Here is a 20,031-nt window from a genome sequence, read left to right as displayed (position 1 = left end):
GCATCCCTCTTTTGGGTTTTGATTTAATATGAATTAGCTTAGCTACTTAATATTTGCTTTTTTAGTTCGTCAAGATAGAGATGCGTACCAATAGTGCCAGGTAAACCCAGACAAAGGTAGGTAGGCACAAAGTAAACCTTGCCAGCTTTACTTGCCTTGAGGGACTGCGCGATCGCATTTTTTGACCAAGCTTGCTTCAGGTTCGCCAGTTGAGATTCCTCAAAACTACTGGCGCGTTTGAATTGGTTGGGATTGCTGAAGTTATTACCCAGTAAGAGAACCCGATCGGCTTGATTGAGTTGAGGTAAAGTCTCTAGGGAAATGGGTGCAAGGGCTTCTTCCTGTTTGGGTGGATAGACCAGTTGAAATCCTAAATCCTGTAGCAGAGCGGTGCAAAGCCCATGCCTTTTCGTTCCTAAAGTCATCTCACGCAACTCCGAGGAAATTAGCAATAGCATTTTCGGATCGGTTTTGACGATCGGCTCAAAGGCTTGGCGGGCTGCGGCAATCTCCTGTTTCGTATTGGCGATTAACTGCTCGGCTTGTGGGGAACGGTTAATCGCTTGAGCGATCTCTTTGAGGTTTATCTCTGGATCAGTCCATTTGAGAATGATGGTCGGGGCAATGTTCGATAGAATTGGATATTGACGCTTGTTGTTAATATCCAATCCCAAAATCAAGTCTGGCTGAACTTTGAGAATTGCTTCGATGGAAGGAGCATAGGCAACTCCCACATTGGCAATGGGGTTGGCGATTCTCGTTCCCAGATAGGGAATCTGTTTGCTAGGATTGGTATAGTCTCCTTGATGAAAGTTGGCATTGTCGGCAAAAGCAATGGGCTGCATATCTAGGGCGAGTAAGGGCTCGAGCAGATAGGGCCCTAGTACGACAATTCTCTGGGGTTGACCGCAGACCTTGGTCACGCCCATCGCATGTTCGACATCACGGCAGTCATTGCGGGGCGAGACGGCAGCAGTATTACGGGTATCTGGCTGGTAGGGTTGACCTTGGCAGGCTACGATCGCCAATATGATCACGATCGCCACAGCGATCGATCGCACCGAATTGATGATTTTCATATTTTCTTAACTAAACCTATGGTAGTACTCGCCCATGCATTCCTGCTCCCTTGGCGCTGATGGGAATACACATCGGTGTGCCTGCGATCGGATCGGGATAGATGCGACATTTTAAATTAAATACCGCCTGAACGATGTCTTCAACGATTACTTCTTGGGGTGTTCCCTCCGCAAAGATCCTGCCATCTTTGATCGCTACGATGTAATCCGCATAACGACAGGCATGATGAAGATCGTGCAACACCATGACAATCGTGCGTTCTTGTTGTTGATTGAGATAGTGCAGCAGATCTAAGACTTCAATTTGATGTGCTAAATCGAGAAAGGTGGTTGGCTCATCCAGTAAGAGAACTTTCGTATTCTGGGCAAGTGCCATCGCAATCCAAGCTCTCTGTCTTTGTCCCCCTGAAAGGGTATCCAGAGGGCGATCGCTCAGTTCCACAAGGTCAGTCATTTCTAGTGCCTGCTGGACAAATTGGCGATCTTGAATCGACCACTGTTGCATCCAAGTTTGATGGGGATATCGACCTTGAGCCACCAGATCTCTTACGGTCAAGCCTTCAGGGGCACTGGGGTTTTGTGGTAATAATCCTAATTGTTGGGCAACGGATTTGGTCGATCGCTGAGCGATCGATTTTCCATCTAGATACACCACTCCATCGGTTGGTTTAAGTAAACGCGCTAATCCTTTTAATAAGGTGGATTTACCGCAACCATTGGCTCCCACTAAAGCCGTCACTTTTCCCGTAGGAATGGTTAAGGTCAAGTCTTGAATTATATTTTTCTTTTCGTAAGCTAGGGATAAATTTTGGGTAGAAAGTTCCAGCATTAGCGTTTGCGATGATGAATGAGTAAGGATAGAAAAAACGGAGCGCCGATCGCCGCCACAATCGTGCCACAGGGTAATTCTGTAGGTGCAAATAGAGTTCGCCCTAACCAATCGGCGATCGTGACTAATAGCCCACCGATGAGGGCGGCGATGGGTAGAAGGTTTTGATGATTTCCCCCCACAAGTTTGCGACCAATATGGGGAGCCATCAAGCCCACAAAGCCAATCGTTCCTGCGGTGGCAACTGCGGAACCTCCTAAGGCAACCGCGACGATTACTAGTAGCCCTCGCTCCCATTCCAATCGCGTGCCCAATCCCTTGGCGACATCATCCCCTAAGTGCAAGACGTTGAGATGGCGGGATAAGCCCAGAGCAAGGGGAATACCGCAGAGACACCAAGGCAGAAAAGCCCAAAATTGCAGCCAAGTACGACCGTAGACACTTCCTGCGAGCCAAACGATCGCCTGACTGACATTGGCAATTGCCCCAAAAATAATTAATAAATTGGTCAGAGCCGTGGCGATCGCCGATAGCCCAATGCCCAATAAAATCAATAAAATCGGCGAACTTCCGTCATTCCAAGCTAAGCGATAGATCAGTACCGCCATTAACAAAGCCCCAAGGAAAGAAGCGATCGGTAGGATATATAGGGGCGCTGCGGGAAATAAGACGATGGTACTGACAGCCGCGAGGCTTGCCCCCGCATTGATGCCAATCATGCTGGGGTCGGCGAGGGGATTGCGGGTTAACCCTTGAAAAATCGTGCCAGAAATGGCAAGAGCAACGCCCACCATGAAGGCAACGAGGGTACGTGGCAATCTCATGGTTTGGATGACAAAGGGATGATTGGGGTTGCCCGTATCTAGCCCCAAAATGGTTTTGAGAATATCGGCGATCGCAATCGGATATTCCCCCTGCGACACATTGAGCAAGATCGCGACCAAACTAAGGGCGATCAGGATTGCAGCGATCGCAGGTAAGCGGCGATCGATGGAAAAGGAAAGAACGGGATTCCGAACAACGAGCGATGACTTCATTTTCTGACCTTATTTTCTGACCTTATTTTCTGACCTTGGATTTCGCGAGATAGACAAACATAGGAGCGCCAATAATGGCGGTCATAACCCCTACAGGCAATTCTTGTGGTTTGAGCAATAGTCGCGCGGCAATATCGGCAGTTAATAAAAGAAGTGCCCCAAAAATTGCTGAGTAGGGCAAAATCCATCGATAATCGGTTTTGATAAAAAAGCGCACTCCGTGAGGAACGACTAAACCCACAAAGCCAATAGGACCTGCGATCGCCACAGAGCTTCCCGTCAATAAGACCACGCTAATTACGGTCAGTAGCTTAACGCCTAAGGTTTGTTGACCCAAACTGGTCGCGATTTCCTCTCCTAAGCTCATGGTTGTAATCTGCTTTCCCAATAACAGAGCCATAATTAGTCCTAGGATCGTTAAGGGAAGTACTTGTAAAAACAGATCGAAATCTCTCCCCGCTAAGGAGCCCGCTAACCAAAATCGAATTTCTTCTAAGGTTTGTTGGCTGAGGACGAGAATAGCCGTGGTAATCGAAGAGATAAATGCGGTGAGAGCTGCTCCTGCGATCGTTAGATTTAAGGGCGTGGCTCCACCCGCACCGCAAGAAGCCAGCCCATAGACTGCCACCGCTGCGATACTTGCGCCTAACAAGGCTGCCCCTGCATAGACCACCGATGAAGAGTTGCCAAATACAAAGAGGGTTCCTACTACGGCTAAGGCTCCCCCTGCGCCAATGCCTAAAATTCCAGTTTCGGCTAAAGGATTGCGGGTTAAGCCCTGCATCAATGCCCCCGATACGGACAGGGCTGCCCCAATGGCGATCGCCATTAGCGATCGCGGTAGCCTTACCGTTTGGATAATCAGGGGCTCGAAACGATCGCTATCGGCAAAGCTTGCAAAAGCGGTAAAGGATTTAAAGATAGTCTCTAGGGAAATATTGGTATTGCCTAGAGTCAAGCTGTAGATAGTGCAAATTAGCAAAGCGATCGTCCCTAATGTCAGTCCGATCGCGGGAGATGCTCGTAAATATTTGGGCAACCTAAAAAAAGGTCTAAACAGTGACAGGTGAAACATGAAAAGCTTGGGTAAATGACCTTGTAACAAGAAAGAGACGGAGCGTGGAAGAAGCCTTTTAGGTAGAGAAATCGCAAGAATCGATCAACTTCTGATCAACCTCTGATCAACTTCTGCTAAAGTTTGCCAGCGGCAATCGGACAAATTTCTGATTTATTATTGATATTTTATTGCAATTAACTCAGCTTTTTGCTATTAGTTTTAGTAGTTATTGATATTATCTAGCAATAAGTATGTCCAATATTAAATTATTTTATGCAACTTTGTCAGCCTTAGAAAAGCTTTAGACTATTTTATCGGGATTTTATTGGGTTTTTATTGAGCTTTATTGGGTTTGAGTCTTTCTAATCTATTGAATTATCTCTAAAAAACTAATTGCTAGTAATTCCTATCCTGTAGTCAACAAACCGATTCATGGCGATCGCCAAACACAACTGGGCTGAGGCAATTTTTTGCCTAAACCAAAAAAATCACAAAAAAATTCGCCAAAAAATTCGCTAAAAAATTCACAAAAAACAGGGCAAGCGCCAACTTGCCCTTGAATCATCAATATCAAATCGATACCTACCATCATAATGAAATCTGATCGTGTTTTGTTTGCCAGCTTGGTCTGTGCAGTCGCTAGTATGGCTACACCCGAATTATTGAAATTCGATGTCGCTGAAGTCTCCGCCGAAAATCTCACAAAAGAAGAAACTATTCAGTCAGATATTCTCGCTAATCCTGAAGCTGGGTCTCAGATAGATTCCCGCAATTCTAAATCTGATGGACAAATTTCTAGCGTTCGCGATCTGCGCCAAGTTTCTACCAAGGCCTCAGCGCTACTCGCTCAAGCTTCTACCAATCCCGTCCAAATTACGGGTGTAAAGGTAAATCCCACTGCCGATGGGATTGAAGTCATTTTAGAAACATCGACAGGCAACCTCGTTGCGCCAGTGGCAAAAACTTCGGGTAAATTAGTTTACTTCGATATTCCCAATGCTAAACTTTCCCTCTCTAGCGGCGATCGCTTTGTCGTGGAAAACCCTGCTAAGGGAATTGTGAGCGTATCGGTGAGCCAAGCTAATGCGAGCTATGTGCGAGCGATCGTTACTGGCGTTAGTGCTGTACCTAAAGCGACAGTGAGTTTTAGTAATCCCACCAGTCCTGTCACCCAAAAGCCCGATGACGGAGAGGAAGAAGTACAGGTAACGGGCAAAGTCGAAGCTCCTCCAGCCTATGTCGTACCCAATGCTTCTACCGCTACACGTACGAATACTGCCATCATTGATACGCCCCAATCTATTCAAGTAGTTCCACAACAGGTCTTGAAAGATCAACAGATTGTTCGCGTCGATCAAGCCCTAAGGAATGTGAGCGGGGTAACGGGAGAATTGGGAAAATTTGCCTCCTCGCAAAGTTTGACAATTCGCGGATTTACCACCGATAGCTTTTCCAATGGTCCCATTTTACGGGATGGGTTTCGCAGCTACTACAACCTCGGCGCACAGGAAACGGCCAACCTCGAACAAATTGAAGTGCTTAAAGGACCTGCTTCAGTTCTATACGGACAGAATGGACCTGGCGGGATCATTAATTTAGTGACGAAGCAGCCTCTATCTAAGCCCTTTTACGATCTACAATTTCAAGTCGGTAGTTTCGGACTAATTCGCCCCAGTGTCGATTTCTCAGGTCCCTTAGATACCAATGGCAACTTGCTCTATCGCCTCAATGCAGCCTATCAGCGATCGGATGGATTTCGTGACTTCTCGACTACTTCGGAGCGATTTTTTATTGCTCCCGTCGTGAAATGGAAAATTAGCGATCGCACTAGTCTCGCCTTTTCTCTAGAGTATTTGAACGATCGCTCTCCCTATGATGTCGGACTGCTTGCCTATGGGAAGGGCGTAGTCAATGTGCCCCGCGAGCGCATTTTTGGCGAACGGGATGATACGAATAACTCTAAAAGCCTGAGCATCGGCTATAACTTTGAGCATCAGTTTGATGATAATTGGACATTACGCAATGCTTTTCGCTATACCAACCAAACTCAGCAACTTTTGACGACTCTGCCCGCTGCATTTAATGAAGTGTCGGGAACTCTAATCAGAGTATATGGAAAACGGGAATTTGAAGTTAATGACTATTCACTCCAAACCAATGTGGTTGGGAAGTTCGATACGGGCTCGCTCAAGCATACCTTGCTGGCGGGAGTCGATCTTAATTGGAGTAAATTCAAGGATGTCCTTACGAAAATTGATTTTAGTAAATTACTGCCTCTGAATGTCTATAGTCCAACCTATGGGCTATTTTCCCGACCAAATTTCGACAATATCTCTCAGATAGCCTCAGGGTACAGCGATGCTGACATCAGTCGAACAGGGGTTTTCCTGCAAGATCAAATCGCTCTTAGCGATCAGTTTAGCGTCATTGCGGGAATTCGCTTTGATGGAGTCAATAATACTAATCCCTCCAATGGGAAGAGTCGGTATGATAATGCTTGGAGTCCTCGCTTGGGCTTACTTTATAAGCCGACCGAATCTGTATCTCTGTTTGCTAATTATTCTCAATCCTTCAGTCCTAACACGGGACAGGATGTGAATGGCAATTTTCTAGAGCCAGAAAAGGCTCAAGGTTACGAATTTGGTGTTAAAGCGGAGTTAAGCAAAAAACTATTTGCTACCCTGTCCTATTTCGACATCACCAAGCAAAATGTAGCGACTTCGGCATCGCCTCTGAGTCTATATTATGTCGCGACAGGAAAACAGCGCAGTCAAGGGATTGAACTTGATATCTCTGGCGAAATTGCCCCCAATTGGAATATTACGGGTTTCTATGCTTACACCAATGCGCGAGTGACCGAGGACAATGATATCCCTGTGGGTAATCGCTTGCCTGGTTCTCCGTACAATAGTTTTGGGCTATGGACAACTTATCAGATTCCCGATGGTGATTTGCAGGGGTTAGGATTTGGTTTGGGAGTCAACTATGTTGGCAATCGCGTAGGCGATCTCGCCAACTCCTACGAGGTTGGCGACTACTTTCTCACTAATGCCGCTATTTTCTATAAACGCGATCGCTGGCGGTTTGGACTGAACTTCAATAATATCTTTGATGTCAACTACATTAGTGGTGTCGGTGGCAGTGGACGCACGTTAGGTATTGCTCCAGGTGCGCCATTTTCCATGACAGCCTCGATTGGCTTGCAGTTCTAATTGCTATTAACAGCAGGATGGCAGGCGCTTCGCGCCTGCCATCCTGCTTACAAAAGCGATCGCAACCACTGTTCGGCTGCGAGTGGATTTGCGAATACTTGTCCCATACATCCAAACAAACCTGCGATCGTTTTAGGAGCGGCTTTTTGCCTTTTGCCTAATTCATGCTCCTCAACGACAAGTGCGATGCCAACACAGAACAAGGTGATTTGCGGTTTATGCTCCTTAGCCCAATGGACAGTTAATTGATGGACTGCCTCAATTTCTTCGGGATCGTTTTCGATCTGTTCTAAATCCTGTTTTGCTGAATCCTGTTTTGCTAGATCCTGTGGAGCATTAGCTTGATTGAGAATTAGCCCAAATTTTTGTTCTTGGGATAGCCATTTATCAAAATAGGAGAGATACTTCTTCGTACCTTCTAAGGTTGTTTTTCTGCCAAAATTTATGGATACAAGGGGATATTTATCTTCGTCAATGGTAATCATAAAATCAGCAAATCCTCTAGCGAAATGATTGCGAAGGGAATAATCGAACGGGATAATCGAACGGAATATTTTCGTTTCTAAGCCTGCGATAGATTGCGAAGGGTTTAACGTAAATATGCTTAACGTAAATATGCTTAATGTGAATATTATTACTAATTATTATTGCTAATTCTTCTTAATAATTTTCCTGATAAATTATCTCCAAATTTAGGCTCTTAAAGATGCTTAAGATGGCTTTTTATAAACCGCTAACAACTTGGAGCAGATCTTGGGACAGTAACTCTAGCAATGGCGATCGCGCTGAATGCAAGAAAAAATGATCGCCCTGCAACATATGCAATGCAAAAGCAGCATTGGTTTGCTCCCGCCATGCTAGGAGCATATCGATACTCGCCTCAGAATCCTCATAACCACCAAAGGCAGTTATGGGGCAATCTAGGGGTATCTCTTTTTGATAAATACTGGTTTCCACCACCGCCAGATCGGCGCGTAGGGTCGGCAATAGCAGTTGCATTAATTCGGCATTATCTAGAACTTCGGCGGGCGTACCATTGAGGCGACGCAGCTCTAATAAAAAATCTGGTTCGGGTAAATCATAGGTAGGAGCATTGCTACTGGGAATTTGCGGCGACCTTCGTCCCGAGACAAAGAGATGTGCTGGCAATAACTGATTATTTCGGCGCAGAAATCTCGCTAATTCAAAACTCAGTAAGGCTCCCATGCTGTGACCAAAGAAGCTAAAAGGTCGATCTAGGTAGGGTATAAGTGCCTCAGCGATCGCTTGCACGAGGGGCTCTAGTCTGGTAAATGCAGGTTCATGGAGCCTAAACCCCCTACCTGGCAATTCAATTGGGCAAATTTCGACGGTTGAGGGCAGATCCTTTGCCCAGTTACGAAAACTCAACGATCCGCCCCCTGCATAGGGAAAGCAAAATAGTCGTAAAGCTGCCTTAGTATTGGCAAAAGGACTGGTTAACCAACGGTTTAAGGTTTTTGTCTCGATCACAATTGTGCTAATTCTCCGAACTGTAGATTCTGCTTGCCAAAAGTCAAGCTAATGTAATAAGCTATTTACATCTTATTAATAGTTATTCTCAATAGCTAATATACACTAAGTAGTTAATAAGCAAGCAAGTAATACTAAATAATGCTGTGTTTGGCGTTATTTAGCCCATCTTTGCGAAAGAGCCTTAGCATCAAAATCGTGGTAGTTCTCAAAAATGATGATGAGCATCGCGGAGCAAGACTCTTGATCACCCCAAAATCATTACTACCCTAGGACTGCGCAGTTCAGCATAGGTGCAATCCCCAAAGCATACCGCTAGCGTAGCGGACAGAACGCTCTCTGGTTTTGGTTTTTAATTATGCTGAACTACTTACATCAAAAGAGTCACATCAAAAGAGTTAAGTAGCTAGGCATAGGTAAACTTAAAACCCAGAAGAGCATACCGCTCGCTGCGCGGGCGGTATGCTCTCTGGTTTTGGTTTTTAATTATGCCTAGCTACTTACATCAAAAGAGTTACATAAAACAAGAGAGAACTACTTGGAGATAGAAGTAATAGATACAATCAAAGCCATCTTGGTGGATTTAGGTATTCCCCAAGAATCACTTCATGCAGAAACATTACTGTATGCAGATTTGGGGTTGGACTCCGTTGAGACCATCAAGCTATCCCTTGAATTGAAGCGCCGACTTGCGATCGAACTGAAGCTAGGGAATCGCCATGACATGACCTTGGCAGAAATTTGTCGCATTGCCAATGCACAGGAATCATTAACCGCAAACGTTACTGCTAAAGTAAATTAAGATGGAAAGTATTTCTGCACAACTGCCTAGCATTTTTAATGTGGCAGCCCATTTTCTCGAAATCAATTTAACCGATCGCCGTAGTGAGAGAGTCGCTTTTTACTACCAAGAGCAATCCTATACCTATGCACAGGTAAGCCTTTGGGTGCGACGCATGGCTGGATTTTTGCATGAATTGGGGTTAGAACGCGAAAACCGCATTGCGATTCTTTTACCCGATACACCAGAATTTGTATTTGCTTTCTGGGGAGCAATTTGGCTCGGTGCAGTGCCCGTACCAATCAACACAGCTTGCACCGCAGACGATATTCACTACATTCTGCAAGACTGCCGCGCCAAAGTCTTACTGACCAATCAAGCATGGCAAACGAATCTCGCTCCGATTGAGTCTCCATACTTAAAGCATATTATCCAAACCGATGGCGATATACCGTTGATTTCGCAATTAAGCCAACAGGAAGAATTTATCCCTTGGGAGAAAACGAATCGCGAAGAACCTGCCTTCTGGCTTTACACATCTGGCAGTACTGGACGACCGAAGGGAGTAATTCACCTACATCAAAGTATGGTGGTCTGTGCCGAGCGCTACGGAAAAGAAGTTCTTGATTTACAAGAAGATGATGTAATTTATTCCGTTGCCAAAATGCCTTTTGCCTACGGTTTGGGCAATACTCTATATATGCCCATGTCGGTGGGAGCCGCCGCCGTTCTTACCGATGCGGCGAATGCGTTTGATATTATTGAGGATATCCAAACCTACCAACCCACGGTTCTATTTGGAATTCCAGGGATTTATGCGGGGATTCTCTCGGTTCATGAAATTGCCCCTCTCAATTCAGCGTCCTTACGGCTCTGTCTCTCCGCTGCCGAGCAATTGCCGCAAACAATTTGGCTGAAGTGGCGAGAGCGTTACGGGATCGAAATTTGTGAAGGCATCGGTACGACCGAGCTGCTGCATGTTTTTCTATCCAATAGACCGCATCAATGTCGTTCGGGTACTTCTGGCTATCCAGTGGCTGGCTACGAGGTGCAGATTGTTGATGATCAGGGTGTCCCTACTCCCGATGGTGAAATCGGTAATCTCCAAGTGTCTGGAGAGAGTCTCATGCTCGGATATTGGAATCGGTTGACAGCGACGCGCAAGGCTTTGTATGGAACGACCATGCGTACTGGCGATAAGTACGTCAAAGATGCGGATGGTTATTTCCGATTTATGGGACGTAATGATGATTTCTTTAAGGTCAATGGCATGTGGGTATCGCCCTTTGAAGTGGAGGATATTTTACTTCAGCACGAGACCGTTCTTGATGCCGCAGTTTTGCCATCCGATCATGATGATGCTTTGACGCAAGTGATTGCTTATGTCAGCCTGAAATCGGGATGTTCTCCCAATAAGGATCTGGAAAACCATCTTCGGCAAATGGTGAAATCGCAATTACCCCACTTTAAGGCTCCCAAGACGATCCATTTTCTCGATACCTTACCACGGACATCCACGGGCAAAATTCATCGTCAAGCATTGCTCAAACATGCTTGTTGATTGGCTATGGATTGGGATTGGTTGGACTTCACGCCCATTACCCTAATCCTAAAATTCTAAAATTATTCCCACGCATTCCCACGCATTCCCACCCATTCTTTTATTTTAAGTATTTAGGTATTTATCCATGTCTCCAATTGCTACTCAAGCCGATACTCAAGCTGCTGCTCAATCTGCTGCTCAATCTGCTACTCAATCTGTTATTTATCATGAGTTGTTTGTCCCCTCACCCAAGGATCCGCAATGCCTATTGCAGAATCTCTTGGATTTCGGACTTTTTTCGAGCTACATGTTGTATCAAGGCGATCGCGAAACTCGGATTGCGGGAAACACCCTAGGGAGTATTTCGGTAAGTACGGAAGCGGTGACCTGTACTTATATGGGGCAAACCCAGTCTGAACCGATTACCGATCCACTCAAACAGGTGGAATCGGCTCTAGCCTCTTTACCAATCGAAAATTGGACTGCCTATGGCTACGTTAGTTTTGACATGGCGAGGTTTTATTCACCCTATACCAAGGCAATTCAACAGCCGCTCCTCAATTTTTTCATTCCTGAGACAGAATTGCATATTACCGATCGCGGCATTCGGATCAGAAGTGTGAAGCCCATTACGAAAATCCTTGAAGCTCTGTCTATCGATGCGCCACTGCGTAGCTATAAGGCTACTCCTCCTGTTGTTGATTTTGCCGATCGCGAATACTATCAGACGCAGGTAAGCAAATTGATCCAAGCAATTCGCGAAGGACATCTGCATAAGGCGATTCTTTCGCGCTCTGTCAAGGTGAAAGGCGAAATGGATTTACTAGGAACCTATTGTCTTGGTTCTCAAAGCAATAATTCCGTCCGCTCCTACTGTTTCCAGATGGACAATGTGAGTGCGGTCGGTTTCAGTCCAGAGATTTTGATGACCGTAGATCGCGATCGCTTTGTTATCACTAACCCCTTAGCAGGCACTCGTCCCCGCTCGGAAGATCTCGAGCAAGATCAACAGTTAAACCGCGAACTATTTACCGATGCGAAGGAGGTCAAGGAACATGCCCTATCTATTTGGCTTGCCCAAGATGAGATCGGTGAGTTTTGCATCCCTGAAACGGTGAAGGTTTTTGATTTCATGCAGGTCAAACAATATCGCTGCGTGCAACATCTTTCCTCTCGCGTTGGTGGCGAGTTGAAACCCGAAAAAACGCTATGGGATGCCTTAAAAGTCCTATTTCCAGGCATTACGGTTTCGGGCATCGATAAACAGAATGCTTTGGCATGGATCGATCGCTTAGAAGCCGAGCCAAGAGGTTTGTATGCTGGTGGAATCGGCTGGGTGGACAGTCACGGAACTGCGGATCTCGCGATCGCGATTCGTTCCGCCTATCAGTACGATGAATCAATCTGTTTTAATGCTGGTGCAGGAATTGTGGCGGAGTCGATACCCGAAAGTGAGTATGTGGAATCCGTCAATAAAATGAATACGATGTTGACCAATTTAGTTCTCAAGTAGCTTCGTCTGAGAGAGCCGCAGGTTATGCGACTCTCTCTGTTAACCAATTCACGTTCGTGAATTGGTATAACAATGTGACAACACTTTCGTGAATTAAAAAATAAACCTAGTAAGAGTTTCTAAGAAATGACTACGCCATTTCTTAGAAACCATTTAAGAATCACTTTTTGCGGTCAAAAAATCTAAGAGATCCCCCTCAATCCCCCTTAAAAAGGGGGAAGAATTGAATTCTCCCCCCTTTTTTAAGGGGGGCTGGGGGGGATCTAGTGAATTCTTAAATGGTTTCTTAACTTGGTATTACTACGATTTTTTGCGGTCAAAAAATCTAAGAGATCCCCCTCAATCCCCCTTAAAAAGGGGGAAGAATTGAATTCTCCCCCCTTAAAAAAGGGGGGCTGGGGGGGATCTAGTGAATTCTTAAATGGTTTCTTAACTTGGTATTACTACGATTGACCGTGGTCTGGAAGTAAATCTTCTGCGTTGCGGAGCGTCGGGAATTTATAACTAATTACCCCAATTGCGACCATTAAAAGGGAGGCGATCGTCACCAATAGGGCAATTCCTGAACCTTTACCTATGCCAATAATGGGCGTAAATATGGTGGCAATGAGGCTCCCAGAATTCATGGCGGGTTCAAAAATGCGATCGGCTAACACTCCCGCGATTAGGCTCGCAAATGCGCCAACTACCAATCCCAATGCATGGGCTGATGCTAGCACTCGTCCTTGCACCTCAGGCTGTACTTTGGCATACCAGACGGCATAACTGGAACTATAGGTTAGAGGAATACTAAAGGCGGCGAAGAAATGGGCTCCAATCCAAATCCAAGGCGTTTGTCCCAGCCCTAGGACGCAACTGCCGAGCCCCACGCCGATAAATCCGATGATCATCCCGCGAATTTGGCGTTTAAAGCCCCCGAAAACGCTCAAGGTCGCCCCTCCCACAACACCGCCTATGCCTGCCGCAGTCACAACCATGCTCAATATCTGAGTACTTCCATTAGTACGCGCAAGGATCATGGGTTGATATAGGGTTTCCACCATGTGGTAGGTAAAGAGAAACAAACAAAAAGTAACGGTCATCGCCAATAGACTCGGTCTAGCGAGGATGTAATTAATCCCCCAAAACAATTGCTGTCCGATCGTCTTGCGATTGATTTCCATAGTTTCTTGGCTTTCTAGTTGGGGAATGCGTACCATGAGCACCGTCCCAATGCCGATTAAAAAAGTTGTGAGGTCGATCGCAATGATGCCAATCAAGCCGATCGCGGGATAGAGTGCACCGACAAGCGCGGGCGCTATAATTGCCGAACTGTAGTTGATCAGCGTTCTCATGCTACTCACGCGGGCGTAGTGCTGCTGAGGCACGATGGATGAAATCGATGCGGAAAAAGCTAGCCCTTGTATCTGTCCACAGCAGCCATAGATGACCGCTAAGGAATATAGATGCCAGAGATGGAGGTTTTGCGTTGCGTAAAGCAATCCAATTAAAACCGTACATAGAGCGACCCCCACATCGCTAAAAATCATCAGATATTGACGATTGAAGCGATCGATAATTAACCCAGCGAATAGAGCGATCGCTATTTGGGGGAGCAGAAAAAAGAAACTGAGGAGCGCGATCGCTGTGGTTTGCTGAGTCATCTGCCAAATCCAGATGGTGAGTGCAAATTGGGTCATCTCTGTCCCAATCGCCGAAGCCATCTGCCCGCTCCAAAGAATTGTAAAAATACGCACGACAAAAATCTTTAAACATCTTCAAAAATAATGTTCCATCATGGCATATTTATTGATAAAGATTACTAATAAATAAAATTGAATTTCCCATGATATCTTTGTAGATATTGCTTGTTTCTCGGAGATTGATATGTTAATGTCAATATATTCTCTTGAGAATTATGTGCAAGAAGCTTGTAAACCTTTGAAAAATTTATGAAGATCGTGCAATCGGTTGGTATTCGTTCGCTGGCAGTCAGCTTTCCCCACACAATTCGCACCAATCAATATTGGCAACAAAAATTCCCTGAATTGTTTCAGGTTAACCCAAGGCAAAGGCGAGTGAAACTCTCTGAAGCCTCTAAAGCCTTTGAATCTGTAGCCTTTGAATCTGTGGAATCTAGCGCCACTGCCAACGGAATCGATCTCTGGTTGCAAGAACTTACGACCTATCTAGCCGATCCATTTCGAGGCAGTGTCAATCGGCATGTGGTATCAGAAGGCGAATCCTCCCTATTGCTTGAATGTCAAGCGGCTCAAGATGCGATTAGGGCGGCGAATCTATCGCCCGATCAGATCGATTTAGCCCTCGTTTCTTCGCTCTTTCCCGATACGGTGGGAACTGGGCTAGCGACTCAACTGGCGGAGCGACTGGGACTGACTTGCCCAGCTTGGAATCTAGAATCGACCTGTGCTAGTGCCCTAATTGCGCTCCATACTGCTCAAGCTTTCTTGCAAACTGGAACCTATCGTCATATTTTGATTGTGGCTTCCCATCTGGGCTCTCAAGCGGTGAATGAAACTGATACTCTTTCCCTGTCGATGGGGGATGGGGCTGGAGCGATGGTTGTGAGTAGCGATCGCCCAAATCGTGGATTCATGAGTACAAAAATCGTACCGACTACCGCAACGATCGGAGCCTACATCCATGGGTTAGCGATCGATGCCCAAGGGAACCCACGCTTCCAAACTAGTACAGGTGACAATGCCAGTAGCCTCGGAGAAACGGCTGTGGATCGGGTGCGCCAATGTTGTTTAACCGCTGTTAAAGAAGCAGGTGTTAGTCTCGATCAAATCCATTGTTTTGCCTTTAATACGCCCACAGCTTGGTATGCGAGCGTATGTGCTAAAGCCTTGGGAATCGATCCTGCGAAGGTAATCGACCTATATCCCCTCTATGCCAATCTTGGTCCCGTTTTTCCCATTGCTAACCTCTATCATGCAGCAATGCAGGGGAAAATTCGTGACAATGATTTGGTGCTGGTATATGCCAATGGTGCTGCCGCAACTGCTGCCGCGATCGTAATGCGTTGGGGGGATGTGGGTTTAGGGGCTAGGATTCCCCCAGCCTTGAATATTTCCCAAGATAATTCTCAAAGTAATTCTCAAGATAATTTCCAAAGTAATTCTCAAGATAATTCCCAAAATAAATTGCAAGGAATTGCGCAGTTAGAAAATCTAATTCCTTTAGAAAAACAGATAGAAAAACAAATTCTCCCTCTTCCTATCGAGCAGTCTGTAGCTTTGTTTGCCGAAGCTTCTATCAAGCAGCGACTGGAGACAGCTGATTTGGACGATCGCTATAGGATCTTGGTTGCTTATCTACAGGATTGGCTAGCAAATTCACAACAAATTACCCCCAGTAATATCAGCGATCGCGATTGTTTGGCGACTTTACTGGATTCTTTAATGGCGATCGTCTTCCGCCATCGTATTGAAACCGATTTACAAATCCGCGTACCAATGGAGAATTTTTTTGGCGAAAATACGATCCAGCATCTGGCGGAATTCTTGCTAGCTCGGCTCGCCGTTGCCAAGGTTATTAACCATAATGCGCTTGAAAATGCGATCGGCAATGTGCTTGAAAATGCGATCACGGGAAACTCTCACAGTCAGCTAAATCGAGAAATTATCAGCTTGTAGAGCGTTCCCATCCATACCATTACCCCTCTCATTTCTCATTTCTCCTTATTGTTATCAATCTCATTATTTTTACCTAGGCAGAAATAATGAACGAACATTTATCCAGCTAATCTAGAGCTAATTTAGAGCTAATTTAGAGCTAATCTATGAATCTGTATTCACTTTTAAACTCACTCTCTAATATCGGTATTAAATTATCGGCTGAAGGCGAATCTCTGCTAGTGGATGCCCCGCAGGGAGTCTTAACTGCTGAACTGCGCGACTCTATCATTAATCGCAAGAGCGAGATTTTAGCATTGCTGCACCAGCACCAGACTAGTCCTACGGAAAATGATTTGCCCGCGATCGTTCCCGATCCCGAATCGCGTTATGAGCCATTCCCGCTGACCGATATGCAGCATGCTTTTTGGATCGGACGCAGTGGCGTACTGACCTTGGGCAATGTTTCCAATCATGGATACTATGAAATAGAAGGAAGTCATCTCGATCTCGATCGCTTAAATCGCGCCCTACAGCAATCGATCTCGCGCCATGATATGTTGCGGGCTATCGTGCGTCCCGATGGACAACAGCAAATCCTGAAGGAAGTTCCTCCCTATCACCTTGCAGTGGTAGATCTGCGCGGACAAACCCCGACAGCGATCGCCGATCGCCTTGCAGCCATCAGGGAAGAGATGTCCCATCAAGTATTACCCGCCGATCGCTATCCTTTGTTTGATTTTCGCGTGACCTATTTAGATGGCGATCGCACCCGTTTGCATATCAGTTACGATCTGCTTGTATTTGATGCTTGGAGCCTATTCCGTCTATTTGAAGAATGGTTTCAACTCTATCAATGTCCCGAGGCGGTTTTGCCACCATTAGAGCTTTCCTTTCGGGACTACGTTCTTGCCGAACAGTCTTTACCGCAAACCAAGCTTTATCAGCGATCGCAGGAATATTGGCTCAAACGCCTCAGCAATTTGCCCCCCGCGCCAGAATTGCCCCTCGCCAAAAATCCGCAAGAACTGAAACAGCATCGCTGTAAACGCTATCACGCCCAAATGGAGCGAGATGACTGGCAAAGGCTCCAGCAAAAAGCCAAAAATATTGGTTTAACGCCTTCAGGGCTATTACTTGCCGCCTTTGCCGAAATTATTGCTCTCTGGAGCCAAAATCCGCAATTTACCTTAAATCTGGCGCTATTTAATCGCCTACCAATGCATCCCCATGTCAATCACCTATTGGGGGACTTTACCTCAGTAACCTTACTAGAAGTCGATAATTCTCGGCAAGAAGCCTTTGGCGATCGCGCCCTGCGACTCCAAAAACAACTCTGGCAGGATCTCGAACATCGCTATTTTAGCGGGGTAAGGGTGACACGAGAACTCACTCGCCAACAGGGTAATGTGCCCAACGCGATGCCCGTAATTTTTACCAGTACCCTCGGATTTGCCGCTATGGGGCAGGAAACTTTAACCTTTAGTCATTTTGGTGAGTTAGTATATGGCATCAGCCAAGCTTCTCAAGCTTGGATGGATGTGCAGGTTTGGGAAGAGAAGGAAACTCTCACCTTTAACTGGGATGTAGTGGACGAACTGTTCCCCGATGGCGCGATCGCCGATATGTTTGCGACCTATTGTCATTTCCTCGAACGCCTAGCTAAGTCTGAGGAAATCTGGATCGAACCCAATCGACAACTACTTACCTCTGAGCAACTGTTAAATAGAAATATTGCCAATTTCACAGATGCCGATATTCCGAAGGTTTTATTGCAAGAACTATTTAAGGAGCGAGTAAGGGAATATCCCGATCTCCCTGCGGTAATTACTTCCCAAAAATCTATTTCCTATCAGGAATTAAGCGATCGCGCCCATCAGGTCGGTTATAAACTCAGACATTTAGGTGTAGTTCCCAACCAGCTAGTAGCGATCGTTATGGAAAAGGGATGGGAGCAGATCGTTGCGGTCATGGGAGTTTTGTTGTCAGGAGCTGCCTATGTGCCCATTGCCCCCGATCTGCCGCCAGAGCGCTTGCAATATCTCCTGAAAAACAGCGAAGCACAAATTGTATTAACTCAATCTTGGTTAGATGACACCTTGATTTGGGATCGAAGCATGAAGAGATTTTGTCTCGATCGTGAAGACTTTTATAAAGATTTTCATAAAGATTTTCATGACGAGAAGGAACTATCTCTCCCACCTCTGCAAAATCCCGACGATCTTGCCTATGTAATCTATACTTCTGGCTCCACGGGTTTACCCAAAGGAGTAATGATCACCCACCGCAATGTCGCGAATGTGATCGTTTACACGAACCAAAATTATCAGGTTACCCATCGCGATCGCATTCTTGCTTTAACGGCGCTTAATCACGATCTATCGGTTTATGACATTTTTGGGATGCTCAGTGCGGGGGGCGCGATCGTCTTGCCTGACGCGCGATCGCTCAAAGATCCCCACCATTGGGCAGATCTGATCGAGACGCAGCAAGTGACATTGTGGAACTCGGTTCCAGCCATGATGGAAATGTTGGTGAATGCTATCAGCGATCGCGCGGCATCCGCTACTTCTAATTTGGCCTCTAATTTGCGTTTAGCCATATTGGGAGGGGATTGGTTTCCCGTTTCGTTACCCCATCGCATTAGGGCTGTAGTTCCCCATATCGATCTATTGAGTATTGGAGGACCCACCGAAACCACCATTTGGAATATTGGCTATCAAGTGAATGAAGTCTCGCCTGATTGGAAAAGTATCCCCTACGGTCAGCCGATGACCAACTCAAAATACTACATTTTGAATGAAGCCTTAGATGATTGTCCGACATGGGTAGCGGGTCAAATGTATTGCGCGGGAGTGCAGGTAGCCAAGGGCTATTGGCAAGATGAAACTAGAACTAAGGCTGCTTTTATCACTCACCCAAGAACGGGGGAGCGAATTTATCGTACTGGCGATCGCGGTCGCTATTTAAAGGATGGCACGATTGAATTTTTAGGTCGGGTCGATTTTCAAATTAAACTACGCGGTCAGCGTATGGAAGCAGGGGAAATTGAAGCCGCCTTAATGCAACATCCCAAGGTCAAAACCGCCATCATTAAGATCGTGGGAGAGGGACAACAGGCTCAGTTAGCGGCTTACATTATTCCCCAGATGGACGATGCGACGCTAGCACCAACGGTGGAGGAACTTAGTCAATTTCTGGGACATAAGTTGCCGAGTCCGATGATTCCTTCTATCTATTTGTTCCTTGACAAATTCCCCCTATCGGCTAATGGAAAGGTCGATCGCCAAGCCCTACCGACGCAGGTATCCTTATTTCAAACCAGAGTGGCAGCCTACACCGCTCCGCAAAATGCAATCGAACGGGCGATCGCTTCTGTTTTACAAGCGGAGTTAGAACTGGAAAAGGTTGGGGTCAATGACAATTTCTTCGATCTCGGCGCAAATTCACTGCTAATTACTAACGTTTATCGCAAACTAGGGCTCGTCTTGCCACAGGAAATTCAATTGATTTCTCTGGTCGATCTCTTTAGTTATCCCACGGTGAAGGCTTTAGCGCAACGATTGACCCAAGGGCAGACCACAAATGTTTTAGAGCAGCAGAAATCAGCGCAAAGATTGGATGCTGGCAAGAATCGGATTAAACAACGATTGGATCGATCTAAACAGACAAATGTGCTGTGATAAATGGCTACTTAATCCCAATTCCCAAAATGGCAACGCCATTTTGGGAATCTTAAAACCTCACACTAAATTAAGAAATGGCGTAGCCATTTCTTAATTTGAGAACCCTTATACCGATTCCCAGAATGGCAACGCCATTTTGGGAATCTCAAAACCTTGAATGCGCATAAATCCTGCGATCGCGATTAA

At 45.9% G+C, this 20,031-nt stretch carries 13 protein-coding genes; 6 read left to right on the top strand and 7 right to left on the bottom strand.

All coding sequences use genetic code 11. The features are described 5' to 3' along the window. Positions 1-38 precede the first annotated feature (38 nt). Genes PseudUWO310_RS12030 through PseudUWO310_RS12015 form a run of 4 tightly spaced genes read right to left on the bottom strand, consistent with a single transcriptional unit; the run spans position 39 to position 4,020 of the window. The gene (locus PseudUWO310_RS12030) at positions 39-1,079 is read right to left on the bottom strand and encodes an iron-siderophore ABC transporter substrate-binding protein (RefSeq protein ID WP_142601537.1); all 1,041 of its coding nucleotides are present in this window, start codon (positions 1,077-1,079) and stop codon (positions 39-41) included. Between the two features lie 16 nt (positions 1,080-1,095). Further along, complete coding sequence (locus PseudUWO310_RS12025; protein WP_142601535.1) at positions 1,096-1,908, bottom strand: ABC transporter ATP-binding protein; 813 nt, start codon at positions 1,906-1,908, stop codon at positions 1,096-1,098. Continuing rightward, positions 1,908-2,945, bottom strand: coding sequence for a FecCD family ABC transporter permease (locus tag PseudUWO310_RS12020; protein ID WP_142601532.1), 1,038 nt, complete (start codon positions 2,943-2,945; stop codon positions 1,908-1,910). Before PseudUWO310_RS12020 ends, PseudUWO310_RS12025 begins: the two co-directional genes overlap by 1 nt. A gap of 22 nt (positions 2,946-2,967) precedes the next feature. After that, entirely contained in the window at positions 2,968-4,020 is a 1,053-nt protein-coding gene (locus PseudUWO310_RS12015; protein WP_190316000.1) for an iron ABC transporter permease, read from the bottom strand. 575 nt (positions 4,021-4,595) lie between these two features. Here PseudUWO310_RS12015 and PseudUWO310_RS12010 point away from each other — a divergent pair. Next, positions 4,596-7,214 carry a TonB-dependent receptor gene (locus PseudUWO310_RS12010; protein WP_142601529.1) on the top strand — a complete coding sequence of 873 codons (2,619 nt, stop codon included), beginning with the start codon at positions 4,596-4,598 and terminating at the stop codon, positions 7,212-7,214. Positions 7,215-7,261: 47 nt separating this feature from the next. Here the strand turns inward: PseudUWO310_RS12010 and PseudUWO310_RS12005 are convergent, their stop codons facing one another. Next, positions 7,262-7,699 (bottom strand): hypothetical protein, encoded by a 438-nt coding sequence (locus PseudUWO310_RS12005; RefSeq protein WP_142601527.1) that lies wholly within the window; start codon positions 7,697-7,699, stop codon positions 7,262-7,264. Positions 7,700-7,937: 238 nt separating this feature from the next. Continuing rightward, positions 7,938-8,705 carry a thioesterase II family protein gene (locus PseudUWO310_RS12000; protein WP_142601525.1) on the bottom strand — a complete coding sequence of 256 codons (768 nt, stop codon included), beginning with the start codon at positions 8,703-8,705 and terminating at the stop codon, positions 7,938-7,940. 538 nt (positions 8,706-9,243) lie between these two features. Between PseudUWO310_RS12000 and PseudUWO310_RS11995 the strand changes: the two genes are divergently transcribed. The 3 genes from PseudUWO310_RS11995 (at position 9,244) to PseudUWO310_RS11985 (ending at position 12,542) form a co-directional block, all read left to right on the top strand. After that, complete coding sequence (locus PseudUWO310_RS11995) at positions 9,244-9,507, top strand: acyl carrier protein (RefSeq protein WP_190315999.1); 264 nt, start codon at positions 9,244-9,246, stop codon at positions 9,505-9,507. A 1-nt stretch (position 9,508) separates the two neighbouring features. Continuing rightward, positions 9,509-11,047: a benzoate-CoA ligase family protein gene (locus PseudUWO310_RS11990; protein ID WP_142601522.1), complete on the top strand. Its 1,539-nt coding sequence runs from the start codon at positions 9,509-9,511 to the stop codon at positions 11,045-11,047. Between the two features lie 127 nt (positions 11,048-11,174). Next, positions 11,175-12,542 (top strand): salicylate synthase, encoded by a 1,368-nt coding sequence (locus PseudUWO310_RS11985; RefSeq protein WP_142601520.1) that lies wholly within the window; start codon positions 11,175-11,177, stop codon positions 12,540-12,542. A gap of 443 nt (positions 12,543-12,985) precedes the next feature. On the opposite strand, the gene PseudUWO310_RS11980 is transcribed toward PseudUWO310_RS11985, so the two are convergent. Next, positions 12,986-14,278 (bottom strand): MFS transporter, encoded by a 1,293-nt coding sequence (locus tag PseudUWO310_RS11980; protein ID WP_142601517.1) that lies wholly within the window; start codon positions 14,276-14,278, stop codon positions 12,986-12,988. 195 nt (positions 14,279-14,473) lie between these two features. Between PseudUWO310_RS11980 and PseudUWO310_RS11975 the strand changes: the two genes are divergently transcribed. Next, positions 14,474-16,180: a 3-oxoacyl-[acyl-carrier-protein] synthase III C-terminal domain-containing protein gene (locus PseudUWO310_RS11975; protein ID WP_142601514.1), complete on the top strand. Its 1,707-nt coding sequence runs from the start codon at positions 14,474-14,476 to the stop codon at positions 16,178-16,180. A gap of 146 nt (positions 16,181-16,326) precedes the next feature. Next, positions 16,327-19,842, top strand: a complete 3,516-nt coding sequence (locus PseudUWO310_RS11970) for a non-ribosomal peptide synthetase (protein ID WP_142601511.1) — start codon at positions 16,327-16,329, stop codon at positions 19,840-19,842. Positions 19,843-20,031 lie beyond the last annotated feature (189 nt).

Source organism: Pseudanabaena sp. UWO310, assembly GCF_006861605.1.
Taxonomy (GTDB): domain Bacteria; phylum Cyanobacteriota; class Cyanobacteriia; order Pseudanabaenales; family Pseudanabaenaceae; genus Pseudanabaena.
Note: the sequence above shows the minus strand (reverse complement) of the source record. Positions and strands in the feature narration are given on the sequence as shown.